The sequence below is a fragment of the Rhodobacteraceae bacterium D3-12 genome (assembly GCA_025916135.1).
GTDB lineage: Bacteria > Pseudomonadota > Alphaproteobacteria > Rhodobacterales > Rhodobacteraceae > JAKGBX01.
Map to the genome: position 1 here is coordinate 1,844,964 of CP104793.1, position 22,650 is coordinate 1,867,613.

The window sequence follows — 22,650 nt, forward strand, 5'->3', positions numbered from 1 at the left end:
GATGAGCGGCGCACAGCATATCAAGGTGGGCGGCGCGCCCGAGGGGTTTGATGCTCGCCTTGTGCTTGAGGAAGTCGCCAAGGCCGGGCGCGTCATTCATGTGGCGCGCGATGACAAACGCATGGCGGCGATGGCCGAGGGGTTGCGGTTTTTCGCGCCCGACATGCCGGTGTTGCGCTTTCCGGGGTGGGATTGCCTGCCCTATGACCGGGTGTCGCCGCATGCCGATATTTCCGCCGCCCGCATGGCGACGCTGGCCGGCTTGGCCACGGGCGCGGTGCCGGAGCGGTTTGTTTTGCTCACGACGCTCAACGCCGCGACACAATTTGTGCCGGCGCGCGCGGTGTTGCAGGAGGCCGCATTCGTGGCCCATGTCGGCGCGCGGGTGGACGAGGCGGGGTTGCGCGCGTTTCTGGTGCGGATGGGGTTTGTTCAAGCGCCAACGGTGATGGAGCCGGGCGATTACGCGGTGCGCGGCGGGATCATCGACATTTATCCGCCGGGTGACGCGGGGCCGGTGCGGCTGGATCTCTTTGGCGATATGCTGGACGGGGCGCGGCGGTTTGATCCGGTGACACAGCGCACGACCGAGAAGCTCGAGGTGGTCGAGCTTGCGCCGGTGAGCGAGGTCATTCTTGACGTGGCGGCGACGTTGCGGTTTCGCCAGAACTACCGGATCGAATTTGGCGCGGCGGGCACGGATGATCCGCTTTATGAGGCGGTGAGCGCGGGGCGCAAACACGCGGGTGCCGAGCATTGGCTGCCGTTTTTCCATGAGCGGTTGGAGACGGTGTTTGACTATGTTCCCGATGCTACGCTGACGCAGGATGACCAGCTCGATGCGCAACGGTTGGCGCGGTGGGAGTCGGTTGAGGACCAATACGAGACGCGCCGGATCGCCATGCGCGAGAAAAGCCGCATTGACACGGTGTATAAGCCGGTGCCTGCGGGGCAGCTTTACCTTGATGATGCGGCTTGGGATGCGGGGGTAAAGGGACGCAGAAGTCTGCGGTTTAGCGCATTGCAACAGGCCAGCGGGCCTGGGGTGATCGACGCGGGCGGGCGGATCGGGCGCAGTTTTGCGCCGGAGCGCAAGCTGGAAAACGTGAGCCTTTTCAGCGTTCTGAAAGACCATGTTGAAGCGCGCATGGCCGAAGGGCCGGTGATTGTCGCGTCGTATTCCGAGGGTGCGCGCGAGCGGATCGAGGGCCTGCTGGAAGATGAGGGGCTGATCGGCGCCGTCACTTTGAACGATGCGCGGGGCTTGGGCAAACGGGGGCTGCATCTGACGGTTTGGCCGCTGGATGCGGGGTTTGAAGCGCCCGGGCTGACGGTGATTTCCGAGCAGGATGTGCTGGGTGATCGGCTGATCCGCACAACCCGCAAGAAACGGCGGGCCGAGAATTTCCTGACCGAGACGCAGAGCCTCGCGCCGCGTGATCTTGTGGTGCATGTGGATCATGGGATCGGGCGCTATCTGGGGCTTGAGGTGATCACGGCGGCGGGCGCGGCGCATGAATGTATCGTGCTGGAATATGCCGAGAGTTCAAAGCTTTACCTGCCGGTTGAAAACATCGAACTGCTGAGCAAATACGGCCATGACGAGGGCTTGCTTGACCGGTTGGGCGGGGGCGCGTGGCAGGCCAAGAAGGCCAAGCTGAAAGAGCGCATCCGCGAGATGGCGGAGCGGTTGATCCGGGTGGCGGCCGAGCGCGAATTGCGCCGTGCGCCGGTGCTTGAGGCCGAGCATCACGCTTGGGAGGAGTTCGCGGCGCGTTTTCCTTACGAGGAGACCGACGACCAGTTGAGCGCGATTGGCGATGTGCTGGATGATTTGACCTCTGGGCGGCCGATGGACCGACTGGTGTGCGGCGATGTCGGCTTTGGCAAGACCGAGGTGGCGATGCGCGCCGCCTTTGTTGCCGCGATGTCGGGCCAGCAGGTTGCGGTGGTTGCGCCGACCACGCTTTTGGCGCGCCAACACTATAAGGGATTTGCCGAGCGGTTCCGGGGTTTTCCCATTCAAGTCAGCCCCTTGTCGCGCTTTGTTAAAGCGGCGGATGCGACGCGCACGCGCAGCGGTCTTGCCGATGGCAAGGTCGATATTGCGGTCGGCACCCATGCTTTGCTGGCCAAGAACATCAAGTTCAAAGACCTCGGATTGCTGATCATCGACGAGGAACAGCATTTTGGGGTCGGCCATAAAGAGCGGCTGAAACAGCTGAAGTCGGACGTGCATGTGCTGACCCTGACCGCGACGCCGATTCCGCGCACGCTTCAGCTGAGCCTGTCGGGGGTGCGCGACCTGTCGATCATCGGCACGCCGCCCGTAGACCGGCTGGCCATCCGCACCTATGTCAGCGAATTCGATGCGGTAACGATCCGCGAGGCGCTGCTGCGTGAGCATTACCGTGGCGGGCAGAGTTTTTACGTGGTGCCGCGGATTTCAGACCTGCCCGAGATCGAGGCGTTCTTGAAAGAACAGGTGCCGGAGATCAGCGTGGTGATCGCCCACGGGCAGATGGCGGCGGGCGAGCTCGACGACCGGATGAACGCGTTTTATGACGGCAAATACGATGTTTTGCTGGCCACGACGATTGTCGAAAGCGGTTTGGACATCCCGACAGCGAACACGATGGTGGTGCATCGCGCGGATATGTTCGGGCTGAGCCAGCTTTACCAGATCCGGGGGCGCGTGGGGCGTTCGAAGACGCGGGCCTATGCCTATTTGACCACGAAACCGCGCGCGCGGCTGACGCCGACCGCAGAGAAGCGCCTGCGGGTTCTGGGGTCGCTCGATTCGCTGGGGGCGGGCTTTACGCTGGCCTCGCAGGATCTGGATATTCGCGGGGCGGGCAACCTTTTGGGCGAGGAACAGTCGGGGCAGATGCGCGACGTGGGCTATGAGCTTTACCAACAGATGTTGGAGGAAGCGATTGCCAAGATCCGCGCCGGAGAGATGGAAGGGTTGAGCGAGGCGGACGACCAATGGGCGCCGCAGATCAACCTTGGGGTGCCGGTTCTGATCCCCGATACCTATGTGCCCGATCTGGACGTGCGTTTGGGATTGTATCGCAGGCTCAGTGGGTTGACAGGCAAAGTTGAACTGGAAGGTTTCGCCGCCGAGTTGATCGACCGCTTTGGTAAACTGCCGCGTGAGGTGAACACATTGCTGTTGATCGTGCGCATCAAGGAGATGTGCAAACGCGCCGGGATTGCCAAGCTGGACGGCGGGCCCAAGGGGGCGACGATCCAGTTCCACAACGACAAATTCGCCTCGCCTCAAGGGCTGGTTGAGTTCATCCAAGAGCAGAACGGGCTGGCCAAGGTGCGCGACAACAAGATCGTTGTGCGCCGCGATTGGAAGAGCGAGGCGGACAAGATCAAAGGCGCCTTTGCGATTGCGCGCGATATGGCGGCGAAGGTGGTGGCCGAGAAGAAACGGGCGAAAGCCGCCAAGGAGGCGGCGCGTCAGGGATGATGGGCTAACTGGGATTGGCTGACTGGGCGGGACCGCCTGCGGAGGGAATGCGATGTTGGAAACGGGATTTCACGCGGTGCCGCCGGGGCATCTGGCGACCGTTGTGACCTATCTTGAGATGCGCCAAGCGCTGACGCGCCCCGAGCGGGCGGGCGGTTTCACCTTGCGCCGGGTCGAGCGGCCGGGCGTGGCGTGGTATCGCGATCTGTTTCGCCGTGTGGGGGCCGAAGATTGGCTGTGGTTCTCGCGGTTGGTGATTCCCGAAGCCGAGTTGGAAGCGGTGTTGCATGATCCGCTGGTCGAGGTTTGGGTGCTGGAGGCCGAGGGCGAAGAGGCCGGTTTGCTGGAGCTGGATTTCCGCGAAAACGGTGCTTGTGAGCTGGCGTTTTTCGGGCTGCTGCGCGGGATGATCGGCAATGGTGCCGGGCGGTGGTTGATGAACCGCGCCATCGAAAAGGCGTTTCGCACGGGGGTTGAGCGGTTTCACCTGCACACCTGCACGATGGACAGCCCGCAGGCCTTGGGGTTTTATCGCCGGAGCGGGTTTACGCCGCTGCGCCAAGAGGTTGAGGTTTTACCCGATCCACGTGTGGATGGGATATTGCCCGAAGAGGCGGCGGCGCAAATCCCGATTTACCGAGGCTGATCTATCGGGGGCGCGCGGGGTGAACTTGCGGCTCTGACATCAGATCTCTGCGGTGAGTATTTGCTGCAAGATGAACGGCTTAGCGGTTGACCTTAAACCAATCGATAGCGCGGGGTTTGATCCAGTTCCACAGCGCAGGGGCGCCGTTTTCGATCTTGGAGCCGACGCGGGCGCGGAAGGTGTCGTAATCGGTGTTGTAGTCGACCCAAGAGCCGCCGCCGGAGGCGAGGTTTTGATTGGGGGGCTGGAACCGGTCAAGGGATTTGGCGAACTGCGCGTCGGGTGTTTCGTTGGCCTCAAACTCGTCCCAGAGGGCGCGGAACTGTGCCGCCTGATCGGCGGGCAGGAGGCCGAAAATACGGGTGGCAGCGGCGTCTTCTTTGGCGGCCATATCGGCGGCATCATGGGTGCCGAAGATCGGCGCATCGCCGGCGTCGATTTCGACGATATCATGCAGCAGAAGCATGGCGATCACGCGGGAGGCGTTCACATCCTGAGGCGCGTGTTCGGCGAGGGTGAGCGCGTAGAGGGCGATGTGCCAGCTGTGTTCGCCGGAGTTTTCGCGGCGCGAGCCATCGCAGAGCGTGGTGCCGCGGACGATGGATTTAAGCTTGTCGGCCTCGTTCAGGAAGGCCATTTGGGCGGTGAGACGGTCGGTTGTATCTGTCATCGCGGGCCTTTTCGGGGCGGATGCGGGGCTGCTCAGGGGCTACTCAGGGGCCGCTCACTTGTCGTTTTGAGCGGCCTTGAGGCTTGCGGTCAGCTCGGTGATTTTATCCTTGAGGAACTGTTTGGCGGCCTTGCCCGCGAGGCGCACACGGACCTCGGTGAGGTAGGCCTCTTCAAGGGTTTGCGACGAGGCGCCAAGCACTTTGGCGACCTCGTAATGCAAACGGTCCTCGCCGGATTTATCCATGATGGTGATCGTGGTGTCGGCCAGTTCGGAGGCGATTTTTTCGAGCGTAGACATGGGGTTAGCGTGTCGTTTCAGTTAGGCGGCGTTTGACATAGTCGCTGACCGAACCGGTGAGCGTGTCCATATGCTCGTTCTCGAAGAAGTGGCCTGCGCCTTCAACTTCCTCATGGGTGATGGTGATGCCCTTCTGCTCGTGCAGCTTGCCCACAAGCGACACGGTGTCGGCGGGGGGCGCGACCCGATCGGCGAGACCATTGATGATCAGGCCAGAGGACGGGCAGGGCGCGAGGAAGGAGAAGTCATACATGTTCGCCGGGGGCGAGACCGAGATGAAGCCGGTAATCTCAGGGCGGCGCATCAGCAGTTGCATGCCGATCCAGGCCCCAAAGGAGAAGCCCGCGACCCAGCAATGTTTGGAGTTCTGGTTCATCGACTGAAGATAATCGAGGGCCGAGGCCGCATCGGACAGCTCTCCGACGCCTTGATCATATTCACCCTGGCTTCGACCGACGCCACGGAAATTGAACCGCAACACGGTGAAGCCCATGTTGAAGAAGGTGTAATGCAGGTTATAGACGACCTTGTTGTTCATCGTGCCGCCGAATTGCGGGTGCGGGTGCAGGATGATGGCGATCGGGGCGTCGCGCTCGGCTTGTGGATGATAGCGGCCTTCGAGGCGGCCTTCGGGTCCAGGAAAATCACCTCGGGCATGGATTGATATTGTCTCCTCAAGCGGTGCAGAGATAATCTTGACGAATTCTCTCGGCTACCTTAGAACATTTCTAAACTGCGATCCGAACCGGTTCGGCACGGGGCAGACCTGACCGAGATAGTGCGAAGGCCGGGTAAGGTCAATGAATTCCCTAAGCAATTAGGGCGCGGCGCGCGAGGGCGTCGGGGATTTAGGAGCTATGACATGAAGCTGAGCACGAAGGGGCGCTATGCGATGGCGGCGCTTACGGATATTGCGCTGCAACCGAATGATGCGCTGGTGACGCTTGGGGATGTGTCAAAACGTCAGGATATTTCGCTGCCGTATCTGGAGCAGTTGTTTGTGAAGCTGCGGCGGGCCAATCTGGTGGCGTCTGTGCGCGGGCCGGGCGGCGGCTATCGCCTTGCGCGGCCGGCGAGCGAAATTCGTGTTGTTGAAGTGCTTGCTGCGGTGGATGAGACAGTGGATGCGATGCACAAGGGCGCGGGCGCAAGCGGTGGCCTGTCGGGGAGCCGCGCACAATCGTTGACCAACCGTTTGTGGGAAGGGTTGAGCGCGCATGTCTATGTGTTCCTGCATCAAACGCGGCTGTCGGATGTGATCGAGAACCAGATGGCGCCCTGTCCGGCGGTGCCGGGAATTTTCGATGTGGTGGACGAGGCAGACGTCGCGAATTGAGTATTTTCGGCAAGATGAAAAGGCCAAAAGGGAGCTTGGGGTAAACAGATGAGCCGCGTCTATATGGATTATAATGCGACCACACCGCTGCGCCCCGAGGCGCGGGCGGCGATGGTTGCGGCCATGGATGTGGTGGGCAACCCGTCGAGTGTGCATGCCGAGGGGCGGGCCGCGAAGATGTTGGTTGAGAAGGCGCGCGCGCAGGTTGCGGCTTTGGTCGGCTGTGCGCCCAAAGAGGTGATTTTCACCAGCAGCGCGACCGAGGCGGCGGCGCTTGCCATGCCGGAATTTGCCAGTGTCTGTGCCAGCCCGGTGGAGCATGATTGCGTGTTAAGCTGGAGCAGCGCCGCAGAGAATGGCGCGGGGCGGCTGGATGTGGATGCCACGGGTGCGATTCTGCCAAGCATTGGCGGGGCGGCGTTTGAAGAGAGCCTTTGGGATGATCTTGTTGCTGTTCAGGCCGCCAATAGCGAGACCGGGGTGCTTCAGGATACCTTCAAGCTGGCGCAATCGGTTTGGGCGTGTAAGCGCGATGCGAAGATCCTTGTGGATGCGGTTCAGGCGGTTGGCAAGCTGCCCTTTGACCTTGGGAACTCGGGGGCGGATTATGTCATGGTGTCGGCGCATAAGCTGGGCGGTCCCAAGGGGGTTGGCGCGCTGTGTCTGAAGCTGGGCAATGATGTTGCGGCCAAGCTGCGCGGGGGCGGTCAGGAGATGGGCCGGCGAGCGGGCACCGAAAATGTGATCGGCATTGCCGGGTTTGGCGCGGCGGCGGAAGCGGCGGCGCGGGATGTGGCCGATGGCCGCTGGGAAGAAGTGGAAAACCACCGCGATTTCATGGAGGCCGCCATTGAAGACGCTGCGAACATGACTATTTTTATCGGAAATACGGCTGAGCGGCTTCCCAACACGTCGTGTATTGCAGTTCCGGGGTGGAAAGGCGAAACGCAGGTGATGCAAATGGACCTTGCGGGGTTTGGCGTTTCTGCCGGGTCGGCCTGTTCCAGTGGCAAGGTCAGGGCATCAACCGTGTTGACGGCCATGGGGTATGACGAGGTGACGGCGCAGAGTGCGATCCGCGTGTCGCTGGGACTTGAGACGACGAGAGATGAGGTCGAGCGCTTTGCGATGGCATGGCGCGCGGCATATGGAAAATTCCGCGCCAGAGCGGCGTGAGACGCGAACAGGACGAGAAGGGATTTCAGCATGGCTGATGGCAACGACATTCAGGTCAAGGACGGTGTCGAGGAAGAAACGGTCGAGGCCGTTCGTTCGCTTGGCGAGAAATACAAATACGGCTGGGAAACCGAGATCGAGATGGAATACGCCCCCAAGGGCGTGTCCCCCGATATTGTGCGCCTGATCAGCGAGAAAAACGAAGAGCCCGCGTGGATGACCGAATGGCGTTTGCAGGCGTTTGAGCGTTGGACCGGCATGCAGGAACCCAAGTGGGCGATGGTTAACTACCCTGAGATCGACTTTCAGGATCAGTATTACTATGCCCGTCCCAAGAGCATGGAAACAAAGCCGAAATCTTTGGATGAGGTCGATCCGAAGCTGTTGGCGACCTATGAGAAGCTGGGTATTCCGCTCAAGGAGCAAATGATCCTTGCCGGGGTGGAAGGGGCCGAAAACGCCCCCGCCGAGGGCCGCAAGGTGGCGGTGGACGCGGTGTTTGATAGTGTTTCGGTCGGCACCACCTTCCAGAAGGAATTGCAGGAAGCGGGGGTGATCTTCTGCTCGATCAGCGAAGCCATTCGCGAGCATCCTGAATTGGTCAAGAAATACCTCGGCTCGGTCGTGCCGGTGAGTGATAACTTCTATGCGACGCTGAACAGCGCCGTCTTCTCGGACGGTTCGTTTGTTTACGTGCCGCCGGGGGTGCGTTGCCCGATGGAGCTGTCGACGTATTTCCGCATCAATGCCGAGAACACCGGCCAGTTCGAGCGCACGTTGATCATTGCCGACAAGGGGTCTTATGTCTCCTATCTTGAAGGCTGCACCGCGCCGCAACGCGACGTGGCCCAGCTTCATGCGGCGGTGGTGGAGATCATCATCGAGGAAGACGCCGAGGTGAAATATTCCACCGTTCAGAACTGGTATCCCGGGGATGAGAACGGCGTTGGCGGGATCTATAACTTTGTCACCAAGCGGGCCGATTGCCGCGGTGACCGGGCCAAGGTGATGTGGACCCAAGTTGAAACCGGCAGCGCGGTGACGTGGAAATACCCGTCCTGCATCCTGCGCGGCAACGAAAGCCAAGGCGAGTTTTATTCGATCGCCATCGCCAACAACCACCAGCAGGCCGATACCGGCACCAAGATGGTGCATCTGGGGCGCGACACCAAGAGCCGGATCGTCAGCAAAGGGATTTCGGCGGGCGTGGCGCAGAACACCTATCGCGGGTTGGTGTCGATGCACCCCAAGGCGAAGAATTCGCGCAACTATACCCAGTGTGACAGCCTGTTGATCGGCGATAAATGCGGCGCGCATACGGTGCCGTATATCGAGGTGAAGAATAACTCATCCCGGGTTGAGCACGAGGCGACCACATCCAAGGTGGATGACGAGCAGATGTTTTATTGCCGTCAGCGGGGCATGGACGAGGAAGAGGCCGTGGCGTTGATCGTCAACGGGTTTGCCAAGGAAGTGCTGCAAGCCTTGCCGATGGAGTTCGCCATGGAAGCGCAACAGCTTGTGGCGATCTCTCTGGAAGGGTCTGTGGGCTGATCCGAGGGATCACACGGTCAGGGCGAGAGGCGGCAAAAGCATGGATGACATCCCGGTCAAACGGCGCATGGGTTTGCGCAGTGTTGCGCGCAACGCGGTGCGCCGTGGGGGGTGTTTGGGCATGACGAAAGGGCGTGGCGTATGAAGGATGGCAAGCCGGCAAAGGGCGGGTTCAGGCTGGACCGGGCGCTGCGCAAGCTGCGCGCGGGCGATCCGGTTGTCTTGGAGGGGATGGACCTTGTGTTCACCCGCATCCATGGGCGCGATTTCCGCTTTGCCACCACCCATGCGCGCGACCCGATTCAGCGCAAGTGGCGCAAGGGCGTGTTTTACGAGCCCAAGGAGTTGGCCGCGATCAAGGCGCATTTCCCGCATGGCGGGACGTTTGTCGATATCGGGGCGAATGTGGGCAATCATTCGCTTTATGTCGCCGGGTTCATGGCGCCGGCGCGGGTGATCCCGTTTGAACCGAACCCGACCGCTTACAAGCTGTTGATCGCCAACATCATGCTGAACGGATTTGCCGATGTGTTTGATCTGTCGCATCTGGGCATGGGGCTTGCCGATGAGGCGGCTGAGGGGTTTGCGATGCTGGAGCAGCCGCGCAACCTCGGCGGGTCGCGGATGGCGGATGTGGGCGAGGGCGGCTTGAAGGTTGTGACCGGCGACATGGCGTTGAACGGGGTGACGCCTGACATGATCAAGGTCGATGTCGAGGGCATGGAGATGAAGGTGCTGCGCGGGTTGAAAGAGACCATCGCGCGGGCGCGGCCGATCCTTTTGCTTGAGATCGACGACGAGAACGACGCCGATTTTCAAGCGTGGATTGCGCCGCTCAACTATGAGGTGGTTGAGAAGGTGCGCCGCTATCAGAACAACACGAATTACGTGCTGATCCCGGCCACAGATGAGGAGTGATTGATATGATTGTGACAACAACCAACACCATCGAAGGCAAAGCCATCCGCGATTATCGCGGCATCGTCGTCGGCGAGGCGATCATGGGCGCGAATGTGGTGCGCGATCTGTTCGCGTCGATCACCGACATCGTTGGTGGCCGGTCGGGGGCGTATGAATCCAAACTTCAGGACGCGCGCACAACGGCATTGCGCGAGTTGGAAGACCGCGCCCGCGAGGCGGGTGGCAATGCGGTGGTTGGCGTTGATCTTGACTACGAAGTGGTCGGGCAATCCATGCTCATGGTCTCGGCCAGCGGCACGGCTGTGGTGATCGACTGAGATGAATGCGGCTGCGCCCATATCACGCCCTGAGCTGACTCTGCCTGCGGCAGAGGCAGAGGCGGTGCGCGCGGCCTATGCGGCGGCGGACACGATCCTTGAGTATGGCTCGGGCGGGTCGACCGTTTTGGCCGGGGAGATGCCGGGCAAGCGGGTGTTTTCGGTTGAGAGCGACAAGGGCTGGGCCGAGATGATGACCGGCTGGTTCGCCGACAACAAACCCGCCGCCAAGGTGCGGGTGATCCACGCCGATATTGGCCCGACGGTCGAATGGGGCCACCCCGAGGACGATCGCGCATGGAAGCGCTATGCCAAATATCCGCTGGCGGTCTGGGAGGGCGACCGGATGGGCCAGCCCGATGTGGTGCTGGTGGATGGGCGGTTCCGGCTTGGCTGTGTTTTGGCCACGGCCTTTCACACCCAAAAGCCCGTGCCGCTGTTGTTTGACGACTATGCGCAGCGCAAACATTACCATGTTATCGAAGAGGTGGTCGGCGCCCCGCAAGAGATCATTGGCCGCATGGCGCGGTTTGAAATCCACCCGATGGCGGTGCCGGTCGAGCGGCTGGCGTGGGTTATCAAGGTGATGACGCACCCATGAGACACGCACAGAGATATATAGGCAATGGCGGTTTACACCCTGAAATTGTGCCGATCCTGCCCCATTTCCGTCCTATTGATGAGGAATACGTTAACGCGTGCATGACTCTGCATGTGGTGAGGAAAGAGACGCTTGATGGCCGCAATGGGACAACAGGACGCGTTCCAGGCCCGATTGGCCCGGATCGGCAAGACTGGCGGAGGACCGGCAGTGCTTCTTGCCGGGATCGACGACGTTCCCACACAGCAACGCGCCACCCGCAACGTCAAACGCAAGCCTCTGTTTTCTTTGAAAAACCTCATGAGCTATCCCATCGCCTTTGCGGTCGGCGCGATCGCGATGCTGGCCGGGCATGTTCTGACCTATCGGTTTATCGACGAGGTGGGACGCGCCGAGGATGCGCTTGGGGTTACCAAGCTGATGGCGATCGACATAGGGCTGGCGGCGACGATCACGCTGGTGGTCTTGTTGTTCTTTGGCTTTGTCAAAAAACCGCACTTCTTGCTGGCGGCCTTGGGCTTTGGCGTGATCATCACCCAAGAAATCGAGCTGGCGCGGCAGTTTCCCGACGTGTGGGCTCAGATATACTCCCCCGGCTTTGTGCAGCAGAGCCTGCGCGCGGGCGAGCTGTTGCTGCCCGATGTGGCGGTGACCTATACGCTCGGCTAACAGCCGGGGCATCCGACATTCCGACAAATGCAGGCGGCGGGGCATGGCCCGGCGGCGCGCTGTGCTTGTCTGATCCTTCCGAGAAAATTGAAATGAAACGCGGGCGCGAACAGGCGCTAACAGGCAATATGAAAGGACGTTTTCATGCTTGAGATCAAAGGCTTGAAAGTCAAACTTGAAGAAGAAGAGAAGCAGATCCTCAAAGGGGTCGACCTGAGTGTTGAACCGGGCAAGGTGCATGCGATTATGGGCCCTAACGGGTCGGGTAAATCGACGCTGTCCTATGTGCTGTCCGGGCGCGATGGCTATGAGGTGACAGACGGCAGCGCGACGCTTGATGGCGAAGACCTGTTGGATATGGAACCCGAAGAGCGCGCCGCATTGGGCCTCTTTCTGGCGTTTCAATACCCGGTTGAGATTCCGGGCGTGGGCAACATGACGTTCCTGCGCACTGCGGTGAACGCACAGCGCAAGGCGCGTGGCGAAGACGAGATGAGCGCGACAGAGTTTCTCAAGGTGATCCGCGCCAAAGCCAAGGATTTGAAAATCGACGCAGAGATGTTGAAACGCCCGGTCAATGTGGGCTTTTCCGGCGGTGAGAAAAAGCGCAACGAGATCCTGCAAATGGCGATGCTCGAGCCCAAGATGTGTATCCTTGACGAGACGGACTCAGGGCTTGACGTGGACGCGATGAAGCTGGTCGCGGACGGCGTTAACGCGCTGCGCAGCGAAGGGCGCGGGTTCCTTGTTATCACGCATTATCAACGGCTTCTGGACCATATCAAACCCGATGTGGTGCATATCATGGCCGATGGCCGGATTGTTAAAACCGGCGGGCCTGAGCTCGCTCTTGAGGTGGAAAACAACGGTTATGCCGATATTCTGGCCGAGGTGGCGTAATGTCAGCACTTAAACAAGCAAAGCAGGAGGCGGCGGCCTTGCGCCTTGAGGGTGTGAGCCTGCCCAAGGGCGCGGGTTGGATCACGGCCGCGCGTGAGGATGCGTTGACGCGGGTCAAGGATATGGGGCTGCCGGGGCGACGGGATGAGTATTGGAAATACACCCGGCCCGACACGCTGACCCACGCAGAGGCGCCCACGGCGGCGGTTCTGGAGCGCGATGAAGAGCCGGTTTTCACGCCGATTGATCGGGTGAAGCTGGTGTTTGTCGATGGGGTGTTTGACGCTTCGGCGTCGGACCCGCTTGCGCTCGCCGGGGTCGAGATTGAACGCCTGTCAGAGGCCGCAGGCAAGGACATTCATTGGGCCAAGGACCTTTACGGCGCTTTGGAAACCAACGGGCAGACCCCAGTGGACCGCCCGCTTGCGGCGCTGAACACTGCGTTGGCCGAGGAGGGTGTTCTGATCCGGGTGACGGGCAAGGCGAGCAAGCCTGTGAGCCTGATTTATCGTCATGAATCAGGTAGTTCCGATGCGATCCTCCACCATGTTGTGAAGATCGAAGCGGGCGGCGAATTGACCCTGTTGGAGAATGGTCCGGCGGCGGCGCGGCTTAACAAAGTGTTGGAAGTCGACATCGCCGATGGTGCAAGCTTTCATCATGTGCGGGCGCAAGGGCGCGATCATGAGCGGCGTGCGGCGACCCATATTTTCGCCCGTCTTGGGCGCGAAAGCGTGTTCAAGAGCTTTACGCTGACGGTGAATGGCGTGTTGACGCGCAACGAATGCGTGATCGAGCTGACCGGGGATGATGCAGTGGCGCATGTCGCCGGGGCGTGCCTTGGCGACGGTGATTTCCTGCATGACGACACCGTTTTCGTGACCCATGACGCGGTGAATTGCGAAAGCCGGCAGGTCTATAAGAAAGTGCTGCGCAACGGGGCGACCGGCGTTTTTCAGGGCAAGATTCTGGTGAAACCGGGCGCCCAGAAAACCGACGGCTATCAAAAGTCGCAATCGCTTTTGCTGGACGAGGACAGCCAGTTTCTGGCCAAGCCGGAGCTGGAAATCTATGCCGATGACGTGGCCTGTTCGCACGGCAGCACCAGTGGCGCGATCGACGATGAAGCGCTGTTTTACCTGCGATCCCGTGGGGTTGGCGTGGAAGACGCGACCGACCTTCTGACGCTTGCCTTCCTTGCTGAAGCGGTGGACGAGATAGAAGATCCAGCCCTTGGCGAAGAGATCGTCGGGCGGCTGGAAGGCTGGCTTGGACGGCGGCGGCACGGCTAAGCGTGTCGGCAGTGCACGATATTGTGGCCACCTATCGCGGGCCGAGGCGGGTGGTTCGCCGCATCCTCGACGCCGGGATCAATGAGCCGCGCGCCTTGGTGATCCTGTTGGCGGGCTGTGCGGTGATGTTCATCGCACAGTGGCCGCGCCTGTCGCGCCTGTCGGTCGAGAGCGGTGATGCGTTGAACCCGCTGTTGGGCGGGGCGCTTATCGGCTTGATGTTTTACCTGCCGCTGGCGCTCTATGCGCTGGCGTTGGTGACATTTGCCATTTTGCGGCTGGCGGGGGGCAAGGGGACCACGGCCTATGCGGTGCGGATCGCGCTGTTCTGGGCCTTGCTGGCGAGCGCGCCGATCATGCTTCTTTGGGGGCTGACGGCGGGGTTTGTCGGGCAGGGTCCGGCGATGACGGCGGTTGGTGTGCTGTGGTGTGCGATGTTCCTTTGGGTATGGATTTCGGGGCTGGTAGAGGCGTGGAAAACGACATGAGTTTCAATTGGCAAGCCCTTGTAAAGAAAACCATTCTCAAACCCAAAGACGCGGCAAGAGAGATCATCCAGCTGCGCCAATTGCTGTCGCGCGAAATGCTGTGGAGCATGGTGATTGTCGTCGCGGCCTTGATGGCGATGTCCTATTGGGTGCAATGGGAGCTGTTTCCGCCCGCCGCGCCGGCATCGCCGCAAGAGGCGGCCGCGCAACAGATCATGGAGCGGATCGCCGCGCGTCCGTTCCTTGCCGCGACGCTGTTTGCCTGCGGGATAGTGGTGCTGATCAACGTGCTGCATTGGACCGGGCGGCTGTTTGGTGGCACCGGGGGCTTGCATGACATGGCGGCGGTGTTCCTGTGGCTGCAGTTCTTTTTGGTTGCCGCAGGGGCGCTGACCCTTGTGCTGGCGCTTGTGTTGATGCCTTTGGCGGCGCTGATTGCGATGATCGCCAATGTGCTGGGCCTGTGGATCTTGATTGCCTTTGTTGACGAAGTGCACGGCTTTAACAGCCCATTTAAATCATTGGGTGTTCTGATCGCCGGGGTGGTGTTGATGGTGCTTGGATTCATGCTGTTGGCCTTTTTGATCTTAACGACGGGCGCAGGAGTTGCCGCACATGTATGACATCGAAAAAATCCGCGCCGACTTTCCGATCTTGACGCGAGAGATCAACGGCAAGCCCTTGGTTTACCTTGATAATGGCGCATCGGCGCAGAAGCCTAAGGTGGTGATTGATGCAATCACGCAGGCCTATAGCCATGAGTATGCCAATGTGCACCGCGGGCTGCACACATTGAGCAATATCGCGACCGAAAAATACGAGGGCGTGCGTGCGATTGTGGCCAAATTCCTAGGGGTGCCGGATGAGGATGAGATCGTCTTTACCAGCGGCACGACCGAGGGGATCAACCTTGTCGCCTATGGCTGGGCGATGCCGCGCATGGAGGCGGGGGACGAGATTGTCCTGTCGGTGATGGAGCATCATGCCAATATCGTGCCGTGGCATTTTCTGCGCGAACGTCAGGGTGTCGCGTTGAAATGGGTCGACGTGGATTCGACCGGCGCGCTGGATGCGCAAAAGGTGATTGACGCGATTGGACCCAAGACGAAATTGGTCGCAATTACTCATCTTTCCAATGTGTTGGGAACGGTTGTTGATGTAAAATCGATCTGTGATGCGGCGCGGGAAAAAGGTGTTCCGGTGCTGGTTGATGGCTCGCAAGGGGCGGTTCATGCGCCGGTGAATGTCAAAGAGTTGGGCTGTGATTTCTATGCCATCACCGGTCACAAGCTTTATGGCCCGTCCGGGTCGGGCGCGAATTACATCGCCAAGGACCGCATGGCCGAGATGCGCCCCTTTATGGGGGGCGGCGACATGATCCGTGAGGTCAGCAAGGACGCGGTGAGCTATGCCGATCCGCCGATGAAATTCGAGGCCGGAACGCCGGGGATCGTTCAGACGATCGGCATGGGCGTCGCGTTGGAGTATCTCATGGCGTTGGGCATGGAGAATGTGGCCGCGCATGAAGCCAAGCTGGCGACTTACGCCGCTGAGCGGTTGGGCGGGATCAACTGGTTAACCCAGCAAGGCACGACCAAAGGCAAGGCCGCGATCTTTTCATTCACCATGCAGGGCGCGGCGCATCCCCATGATATTTCGACGATTCTTGACAAGAAGGGTGTCGCGGTGCGCGCCGGACACCATTGCGCCGGGCCGCTGATGGAGCATTTCGGGGTGAGCGCAACCTGCCGCGCGAGCTTTGGGCTGTATAACACCGAGGCCGAGGTTGACGCGCTGATCGAGGCGCTTGAGCTGGCGCACCAGTTGTTTGGTTAATTTTGCGGCGTGACTTGGCGATATCTCGCGCGGAGTGGCAGAGTTAATGGACGTGATCAAATTCTGCCGCTAGAGTGGATTCGTGTTTGCATTTAATGGAGTTCAACCATGAAGTTGATGAAAGCTGCCGCTGTTCTTTCCACTCTCGCCTTTCTGGCCGCATGTGCTCAGCCCGAGCCAATTGTGCCGGTCGCGCCTGAGCCGACATATGACAAATACGGCAATGTCGTAAGCTAATCTTGTCCTGACCAAGGACTGGTTGCAGACCCCGGAGTGCCATTGGCCCTCCGGGGTTTTTTCGTTCTGGCGGGGGTGGGGTGGCAAAAACCGTGCAGAGGCGGGCGATTGACGATTGCACAAGAGGGGCGGGTTGGGTAAAGACGCGGACGTTGGACCCTTAGCTCAGCTGGATAGAGCGCTGCCCTCCGAAGGCAGAGGCCAGAGGTTCGAATCCTCTAGGGTCCGCCACCACTTTTCGCAAAACGCTGAAATTGTTTAACGGGTCTTACTTCCGTTAGCTTTATCCCCCGGAAACTCCGCCACTGAGACCGAGATCAACGCGGAACGCCTCGGACGCAGAAATCTAAAGATGCGTTGAGCGTGTTTCGCTTTGGCAAATATCTATTCTCGGCTGCTCTTGTTTTGGTCTGTGAGCGCAGGCCAGACGATTAACAGGCCGTGCCGATCCACCATTTCGCGCCGCGCGCCGCGTTAGATCAGGCGGGCGTAGAATTTGGTCGCGCGATCCATGAGCGTAGCCAAAGCTTGACTCGCGGCAAGGGTCGGCTAGCCTTTGTGCGACTTTACTGGTGCCGATGGCACCGATGAAATGATCGCCGTGGGGGGGCCGCTTAGACGGCGACAAATTAAACAGTGACAAATTAGACAGTGACAATGCCGCGATCCGGCGCTGTTGCGGGCCAATCTATTCAGTATTTCCATATCAATTCATTAATTAATCAGGGTTACGAAAAATGGACGATTTTCCAAACAACACTATGACCACCGGGACCGTTTCACTGGAGTCTCAGGCAACAGGAAATTTCGATTCTCAGGAAGATCTAGATTGGTTTGCAGCCTATCTGCATTCTGATGTGACCTATCACATCGTGGCCGGAGGATACGAGCCTTTGCTCAATCTTTACGACACGAATGGTGCGTTCATCAGAAGTGCCAATGAGTCTGACGTGGCCAATGCGCGGTTCATTTTTCAACCTGTCAATTCGGGGCGATACTTCTTCGAAGTCGGCACAAATGACTACGATCTCTCGTATTCGATGACCTATACGCTAGCGCTTTATGATGTGTCGGATGATTTTTCAGATGATGCGACCTCTCCCGGTCTGATGAGTGTCAATGACAGCACTCTGGGTGCGCTCGAACAGGAATACGATGAAGATTGGATCGGCTTTTTCCTCGCCGAGGGCGAGCGCGCGCGTATTGTTTACGCCGGAGCCAACGATAACGGCGCGTATGCATTGGATTACCCCAATTTGCTTGGGGTGTATGATGAGGATGGCACGTTTTTGGGGGCAGCGGATGATGGTGTTTCAGGGCCCGGCTGGCCGTCTTCCGAATTCACGGCACCCAACTCAGGACCTTTTTGCCGCGCTGAGCGCCATTTCTGCCGCTGTTGGCCCGACAGGTCAGTACCGCCTGTCGGTCGAGTTGCTTTCGGAGCAATCCGACGACGTTGTGCAGGGGAGCGAGGCCGGTGAAGCAATCACCGGGACCAGCGATTCTGAGATCATTCGAGCGTTTGGCGGGAATGACTGGATTGAGACGGGTGGCGGATCGGATTCTGTCGATGGCGGTGACGGTTTCGACATGATTTCCTTTGTGGCGTTGCCTGATGCGCCAAGCGGGGGTGCGGGCGATTTCCGCCTGCACATTGATCTGGAGGCACACAAGGCGACGGGGCCCGACGAAAGCGAAAGCATAAGCCTGCTGAACGTGGAGCGCGTCACCGGGACCATTTATGCTGACCACATCCGGGGAGACGCCTCTGACAATCAACTGCGGGGCATGGGGGGCTATGACTGGTTTATCGCCACCGAAGGCCACGACACGATTGATGGCGGCACGGGCCAAGATATGATCTCGTTTGTTGGCCACGACTCTGGCTCGATCAACGTGATCGGGGATGTGTTCAGCTCAGACGGTTTGCCACCCAGCGGGGCGCAAGCCAGCGGCGTGGTTGTCGATCTGTCCAATCCCGATAACAACACCGGACTGGCAATGGGGCTGGAGTTGATCTCGGTCGAGCGGGTCACCGGTTCGAGCCGTCAGGATGTGTTTTACGGCGATGAGGGGGAGAACACTTTTCGCGGCCTTGGTGATTACGACTGGTTCGTGTCGTCCGAGGGCGGGCGCGAGCGGTATTTTGGCGGCAGCGGCAGTGATACGGTGACCTATTTCAACGCCGCGTCCGGCATCACCGCCAACCTGTCCAACGGCGCGACGGTCAATGGTCAGGAGAGTGGCTATGGCTCGCACGGGGTGGCGGCGGGTGATCTCTATTTCGAGATGGAGAACCTCGTGGGGTCGCGGCTTGATGACAGCCTGACGGGGTCATCCGGGCGCAACCAGCTAAACGGGCTGGAGGGCGACGATATGATCTTTGGCAAGGGCGGCGCCGACTATATGATGGGTGGCGCTGGCAATGATACGATCGACGGCGGCGCGGGTTCGGATTATGCTTTGTTCACAGGCAATTCCGGGGATTACACCCTGATACGGGGCACCGGAGCGGACAGCAATCGGGTCACGGTCACAGGTGCTGACGGCACCGATAGCTTGATCGACGTGGAGTATTTCCGCTTTGATGATGTGGATCTGAATATCTGGGCGTTGTGAGGCCACGAAAGGGCGTGCGACGTGATGTCGAAGTCTTAAACAGGTCAGCGTTTTGACAAGGATAGCGTTAAGGACATCGCGCGCGTGACCCCCTCGCCATTTGGCCCGCGATGCGCCATCTTGCGGTGCAGCAGTGCACAAGGCCGGGGACAAGACATGAGCGAGATTGCAGTTTTCGGGGCCGGGTTTGTCGGTGTGTCCACGGCGATTGCTTTGGCTAGGGGCGGGCGCGACGTTGTGCTTGTGGACAAGGCGGGCGTTGGCGCGGGGGCGAGCTTTGGCAACGCTGGGGTGATCCAGTCGGAAGCGGTTGAGCCCTATGAAATGCCGCGCGATGCGCGCGTGTTGTTGCGGGTAATGATGGGGCGCGACAATGGTGTGGCGGTTCGGCTAGCCGGTGCCGCGCGTCAGGCCGGGCCGCTGGCGGCGTATTTCTGGCATTCGTCGCGGCGCGGCGTGGCACGGGCAAGCGCGCATTATGCGCCGCTGATCCATGGCGCGACGCAGGCGCATCTTGATCTGGCCGATCTGGCTGGGGCGCGGGGGCAGTTTCACCAGAGCGGCTTTCGCTTACGCTTTAGCGATCGCGCGGTGTTCGATGCCGTGGTGCGTGACGCACAGCGCATGGCGCGCGCGCATGATTTGCCGATGAAAGTGCTGAGCGCCGAGGAGTTGGGCGCAGCAGAGCCGGGGTTGGCGGATTGCGGGATTGGCGGGATCGAATGGAGCGCGCCTTATACGGTTCAAAAGCCCAGCCTCTTGTTGCAGCAATATTTCGATTATTTCCAATCCATTGGCGGCAAATTGCTCTGCGGTGATGCGCTAAGCCTTGCGCCGCAAGGTCAGGGCTGGCGGTTTGAGAGCGATCAGGGCGCGATGACGGTGGGCGAGGTGGTGATCGCCACCGGAGCCAACAGTGCCGAGGTCGCACGCCGGCTGGGCGGGCGGGCGCCGATCATTGCGAAACGCGGCTATCACGCGGTGTTGACGGGCGGGCGCGGGCTGAATGCGCCGCTGGTGGATGAGGCGATGGGGCTTGTCTATGCGCCGCAGGGCAACCAGATCCGCGTGACCACAGGTGCCGAGATTGGCGGGCGTGCGGCGCAAGACATGCCACGACAGTTGCGGGTCGGGATCGCACAGGCGGCGCGTTTGTTTGACGCCGGGCGCGAGCCGTTAAGCGTTTGGAGCGGGGTGCGCCCGTGCATGCCCGATATGCTGCCGGTGATGGGCGCATCGGGGCGGCATCGCGGGCTGTGGTATAACTTTGGCCACGGGCATCAGGGGCTGACCTTGGGTCCGCTGGCGGGGCAAATGCTGGCGGGCGCGATCATGGGCGAGGGGGAAGCCCTTGATCACGCGCTCAGCCCGGAGCGGTTCAAGCTCTGACCGGGGCTCTGACCGGGGCAAGGCGGCGCTTCGCTGCGGCGCTCTCCCCCGCGCGGCAGGGATGCACGGCTTGGCATCCTGCGGGGTGCCTTAGAGGCTTTGCATCACCTCGGCGGCAATCTCGACCGAGCGCAGGCGTGCGGTGTGGTCGTGAATGGCGCTGGAGAGGATCACCTCGTCCGGTTGCAACCTGTCGATCAGCGCTTTCAGCTCGCTGCGCACGGTGTCGGGCGTGCCAACGGCGGCGATGCGCAGGGCGGAATTGGTGTTGGCCAGCACCTGTGGCGCGCCCAGCGTGGCAATCTCGGAGGTTGAGGCAAGCGCGGCGGGCAGGGGGCCGGGACGCCCGGAGCGCAGGTTGATAAACGCCTGAAGCTGCGAGGTGCGCAGGCGCTCGGCTTCGTTCTGATCATCGGCGGCAAAGACATTCGCGGCCAACATGAAGCGCGGCGCGTCGGTGATGCCGGGCCTGAAGCTGCGCCGGTAGGTCTCAAGCGCCTCTTCAAGGGCGTCAGGCGCGAAATGCGAGGCAAACGCGTATGGCAGGCCAAGATGCGCAGCCAGTTGCGCGCCAAACAGCGAGGAGCCGAGGATCCAGACCGGCACCTGTGTGCCGGCGCCGGGAATGGCGCTGACTTGCTGGCCGGGTTGCGCGGGGTTGAGATAGCCAATCACCTCAACCACATCGTTGGGAAAATCATTGTCAGACATCCGTCCGCGCCGGAGCGCATGGGCGGTGACCCCATCCGTGCCCGGCGCGCGGCCAAGCCCAAGGTCGATCCGGTCGCCATGCAGCGTTGCCAGCGTGCCGAATTGCTCGGCCACCACCAAAGGCGCGTGATTGGGCAGCATGATCCCGCCCGAGCCAACACGAATACGGCTGGTTGCCGCCGCGATATGGCCGATCAGAACCGCCGTGGCCGAGCTGGCGATGCCGGGCATGTTATGATGCTCGGCCAGCCAATACCGCGAATAGCCCCAGCTTTCGGCCTTCTGAGCAAGGTCGACCGACCGGCGCAGCGCCTCGGCTGCGTCATGGCCAGCGGGGATGGGGGCGAGATCGAGGATAGAATAGGGGGTGGTCATTGGCGTGTCTCCTTGCTCCCTTTAGCTAGGGTGCGGGCGCGTGAATGTCAGCCCCTGTTCCGCCGCGTAACAAGCTGTTCTTGAATTATTTTCTTTGGCATTGTAGGGAGCATGGGTTCGGGTTGGGGGCTTGGACAGGAGTGGCTAGGCACGATGCTCGACGATGGTGGCATAAGCTGGCTGGAATTTGACGGGCGTTGCGACGCTGCGGTTCTGGCGCAATTCATAGAAAACGGTGGAATTGGCGACAATCGCCTGCTCGCAATCCGTGGCGCGGTGCCAGAGGCCGATTGTGCTGCGCTTGAGGCGCAATTCAACGCGTTGATCGACGCGCGGGGCAGCAAGCGGGGCGAAGATGGTTTCGTGCGCACCCAACAGATCGGCGCGACGCAGTTTTCACACAATGGTGCGTCCTATATGCGCGAAGTGGCGGCGCAGATGGGCGATGTGCTTGACCTGTTTTCGATGCTGCCGTCGGAGCGCGTGGCCGGGCTTTTCCTTGATGATATGCTGGAGGCCGAGTTCGCCCGGCGCGGCAAGATATATCGCCGAGCCCAGCATGGCGGCGGCGTGGCGAATTTTGCCTCGACCCGCAAGTGGCTGAGAAACGGGGCCATGGCGCTGCATCCGCATGAGGATACGGCGCAATTGGCCAGCGCCGCCGAGGACGGTTTCGAGGTGGCGACGGGGCCGCATACGATTGCGGTGAACCTCTGCCTCGCCGACGATGAGGAGGGCAGCGAGACGATGCTGTGGAATTGCCGCCCCACGCCTGAGCAACGCCGCGACATGGGGTTGGAGGCGACGGGCTATCCATATCCGCGCGACTTTGCCGACCGTCATGCCAATATCCGGGTAAAGATCCGCCGTGGCGACCTTTACTTTATGAACGCGTCGTATTTGCACGGGGTGGCGAATTCGCCAACCAATGACCGGATCACCAGCGGTCGGTTCATAACCTGCGTCGGGGATAAGGTTTTGAGCTGGACGTGATTGGGGCGATATCCGGTGGGCAGCGCCCCGGACCGCAGTAATGCCGGAGGGGCAGTGCCCCGGACCGCAGTGAAGCCGGAGGGACAGCGCCCCGGACCGCAGTAAAGCCGGGGGGGCAGCCCCCCGGACCCCCCGGGAT

At 60.7% G+C, this 22,650-nt stretch carries 23 protein-coding genes and 1 tRNA gene; 20 read left to right on the forward strand and 4 right to left on the reverse strand.

Annotation, left to right across the window (positions count from 1 at the left end; genetic code table 11):
* Position 1 precedes the first annotated feature (1 nt).
* Together mfd and N4R57_09135 are read left to right on the forward strand one after the other, a co-directional pair.
* Positions 2-3,481 carry a transcription-repair coupling factor gene (gene mfd / locus N4R57_09130; GenBank protein ID UYV39142.1) on the forward strand — a complete coding sequence of 1,160 codons (3,480 nt, stop codon included), beginning with the start codon at positions 2-4 and terminating at the stop codon, positions 3,479-3,481.
* Between the two features lie 52 nt (positions 3,482-3,533).
* Positions 3,534-4,127, forward strand: coding sequence for a GNAT family N-acetyltransferase (locus N4R57_09135; protein UYV39143.1), 594 nt, complete (start codon positions 3,534-3,536; stop codon positions 4,125-4,127).
* A gap of 79 nt (positions 4,128-4,206) precedes the next feature.
* Here N4R57_09135 and N4R57_09140 read toward each other — a convergent pair whose 3' ends face one another.
* Genes N4R57_09140 through N4R57_09150 form a run of 3 tightly spaced genes read right to left on the reverse strand, consistent with a single transcriptional unit; the run spans position 4,207 to position 5,758 of the window.
* On the reverse strand, positions 4,207-4,797 hold the full coding sequence (locus N4R57_09140) for an HD domain-containing protein (GenBank protein ID UYV39144.1): 591 nt from the start codon (positions 4,795-4,797) through the stop codon (positions 4,207-4,209).
* Between the two features lie 54 nt (positions 4,798-4,851).
* A complete protein-coding gene (locus N4R57_09145) occupies positions 4,852-5,097 on the reverse strand; it encodes a hypothetical protein (protein UYV39145.1) in 246 nt (81 codons plus the stop codon).
* 4 nt (positions 5,098-5,101) lie between these two features.
* A complete protein-coding gene (locus N4R57_09150) occupies positions 5,102-5,758 on the reverse strand; it encodes an alpha/beta hydrolase (protein UYV39544.1) in 657 nt (218 codons plus the stop codon).
* 201 nt (positions 5,759-5,959) lie between these two features.
* Here N4R57_09150 and N4R57_09155 point away from each other — a divergent pair, with 201 nt between their 5' ends.
* From N4R57_09155 to N4R57_09235, 17 genes are all read left to right on the forward strand, one after another.
* Complete coding sequence (locus N4R57_09155) at positions 5,960-6,433, forward strand: Rrf2 family transcriptional regulator (protein UYV39146.1); 474 nt, start codon at positions 5,960-5,962, stop codon at positions 6,431-6,433.
* A 48-nt stretch (positions 6,434-6,481) separates the two neighbouring features.
* On the forward strand, positions 6,482-7,609 hold the full coding sequence (locus N4R57_09160) for a cysteine desulfurase (GenBank protein UYV39147.1): 1,128 nt from the start codon (positions 6,482-6,484) through the stop codon (positions 7,607-7,609).
* 30 nt (positions 7,610-7,639) lie between these two features.
* The gene (sufB, locus tag N4R57_09165) at positions 7,640-9,163 is read left to right on the forward strand and encodes a Fe-S cluster assembly protein SufB (protein ID UYV39148.1); all 1,524 of its coding nucleotides are present in this window, start codon (positions 7,640-7,642) and stop codon (positions 9,161-9,163) included.
* A 141-nt stretch (positions 9,164-9,304) separates the two neighbouring features.
* Positions 9,305-10,081 carry an FkbM family methyltransferase gene (locus tag N4R57_09170; GenBank protein UYV39149.1) on the forward strand — a complete coding sequence of 259 codons (777 nt, stop codon included), beginning with the start codon at positions 9,305-9,307 and terminating at the stop codon, positions 10,079-10,081.
* 5 nt (positions 10,082-10,086) lie between these two features.
* Positions 10,087-10,401, forward strand: a complete 315-nt coding sequence (locus N4R57_09175) for a heavy metal-binding domain-containing protein (GenBank protein UYV39150.1) — start codon at positions 10,087-10,089, stop codon at positions 10,399-10,401.
* Position 10,402: 1 nt separating this feature from the next.
* Entirely contained in the window at positions 10,403-11,002 is a 600-nt protein-coding gene (locus N4R57_09180) for a hypothetical protein (protein ID UYV39151.1), read from the forward strand.
* Between the two features lie 135 nt (positions 11,003-11,137).
* Positions 11,138-11,671 (forward strand): hypothetical protein, encoded by a 534-nt coding sequence (locus N4R57_09185; protein UYV39152.1) that lies wholly within the window; start codon positions 11,138-11,140, stop codon positions 11,669-11,671.
* A 144-nt stretch (positions 11,672-11,815) separates the two neighbouring features.
* Positions 11,816-12,571: a Fe-S cluster assembly ATPase SufC gene (sufC, locus tag N4R57_09190; GenBank protein ID UYV39153.1), complete on the forward strand. Its 756-nt coding sequence runs from the start codon at positions 11,816-11,818 to the stop codon at positions 12,569-12,571.
* Positions 12,571-13,863 (forward strand): SufD family Fe-S cluster assembly protein, encoded by a 1,293-nt coding sequence (locus N4R57_09195; GenBank protein ID UYV39154.1) that lies wholly within the window; start codon positions 12,571-12,573, stop codon positions 13,861-13,863. The genes sufC and N4R57_09195 overlap by 1 nt, the downstream gene beginning before the upstream one ends.
* Positions 13,864-13,865: 2 nt before the next feature.
* Complete coding sequence (locus N4R57_09200) at positions 13,866-14,351, forward strand: YIP1 family protein (protein UYV39155.1); 486 nt, start codon at positions 13,866-13,868, stop codon at positions 14,349-14,351.
* Entirely contained in the window at positions 14,348-14,974 is a 627-nt protein-coding gene (locus tag N4R57_09205; protein ID UYV39156.1) for a YIP1 family protein, read from the forward strand. The genes N4R57_09200 and N4R57_09205 overlap by 4 nt, the downstream gene beginning before the upstream one ends.
* Positions 14,967-16,187, forward strand: coding sequence for a cysteine desulfurase (locus N4R57_09210; protein UYV39157.1), 1,221 nt, complete (start codon positions 14,967-14,969; stop codon positions 16,185-16,187). Before N4R57_09205 ends, N4R57_09210 begins: the two co-directional genes overlap by 8 nt.
* A gap of 108 nt (positions 16,188-16,295) precedes the next feature.
* On the forward strand, positions 16,296-16,424 hold the full coding sequence (locus N4R57_09215; GenBank protein ID UYV39158.1) for a hypothetical protein: 129 nt from the start codon (positions 16,296-16,298) through the stop codon (positions 16,422-16,424).
* A 154-nt stretch (positions 16,425-16,578) separates the two neighbouring features.
* Positions 16,579-16,655: transfer RNA gene (locus N4R57_09220), tRNA-Arg, on the forward strand.
* A gap of 506 nt (positions 16,656-17,161) precedes the next feature.
* Positions 17,162-17,905: a hypothetical protein gene (locus N4R57_09225; protein UYV39159.1), complete on the forward strand. Its 744-nt coding sequence runs from the start codon at positions 17,162-17,164 to the stop codon at positions 17,903-17,905.
* Positions 17,883-19,043, forward strand: a complete 1,161-nt coding sequence (locus N4R57_09230; GenBank protein UYV39545.1) for a hypothetical protein — start codon at positions 17,883-17,885, stop codon at positions 19,041-19,043. The genes N4R57_09225 and N4R57_09230 overlap by 23 nt, the downstream gene beginning before the upstream one ends.
* 156 nt (positions 19,044-19,199) lie before the next feature.
* Positions 19,200-20,432 (forward strand): FAD-binding oxidoreductase, encoded by a 1,233-nt coding sequence (locus N4R57_09235; protein UYV39160.1) that lies wholly within the window; start codon positions 19,200-19,202, stop codon positions 20,430-20,432.
* Positions 20,433-20,522: 90 nt separating this feature from the next.
* Here N4R57_09235 and N4R57_09240 read toward each other — a convergent pair whose 3' ends face one another.
* Positions 20,523-21,518 (reverse strand): LLM class flavin-dependent oxidoreductase, encoded by a 996-nt coding sequence (locus tag N4R57_09240; protein ID UYV39161.1) that lies wholly within the window; start codon positions 21,516-21,518, stop codon positions 20,523-20,525.
* 111 nt (positions 21,519-21,629) lie between these two features.
* Here N4R57_09240 and N4R57_09245 point away from each other — a divergent pair, with 111 nt between their 5' ends.
* Complete coding sequence (locus N4R57_09245) at positions 21,630-22,511, forward strand: hypothetical protein (protein ID UYV39162.1); 882 nt, start codon at positions 21,630-21,632, stop codon at positions 22,509-22,511.
* Positions 22,512-22,650: the final 139 nt, after the last annotated feature.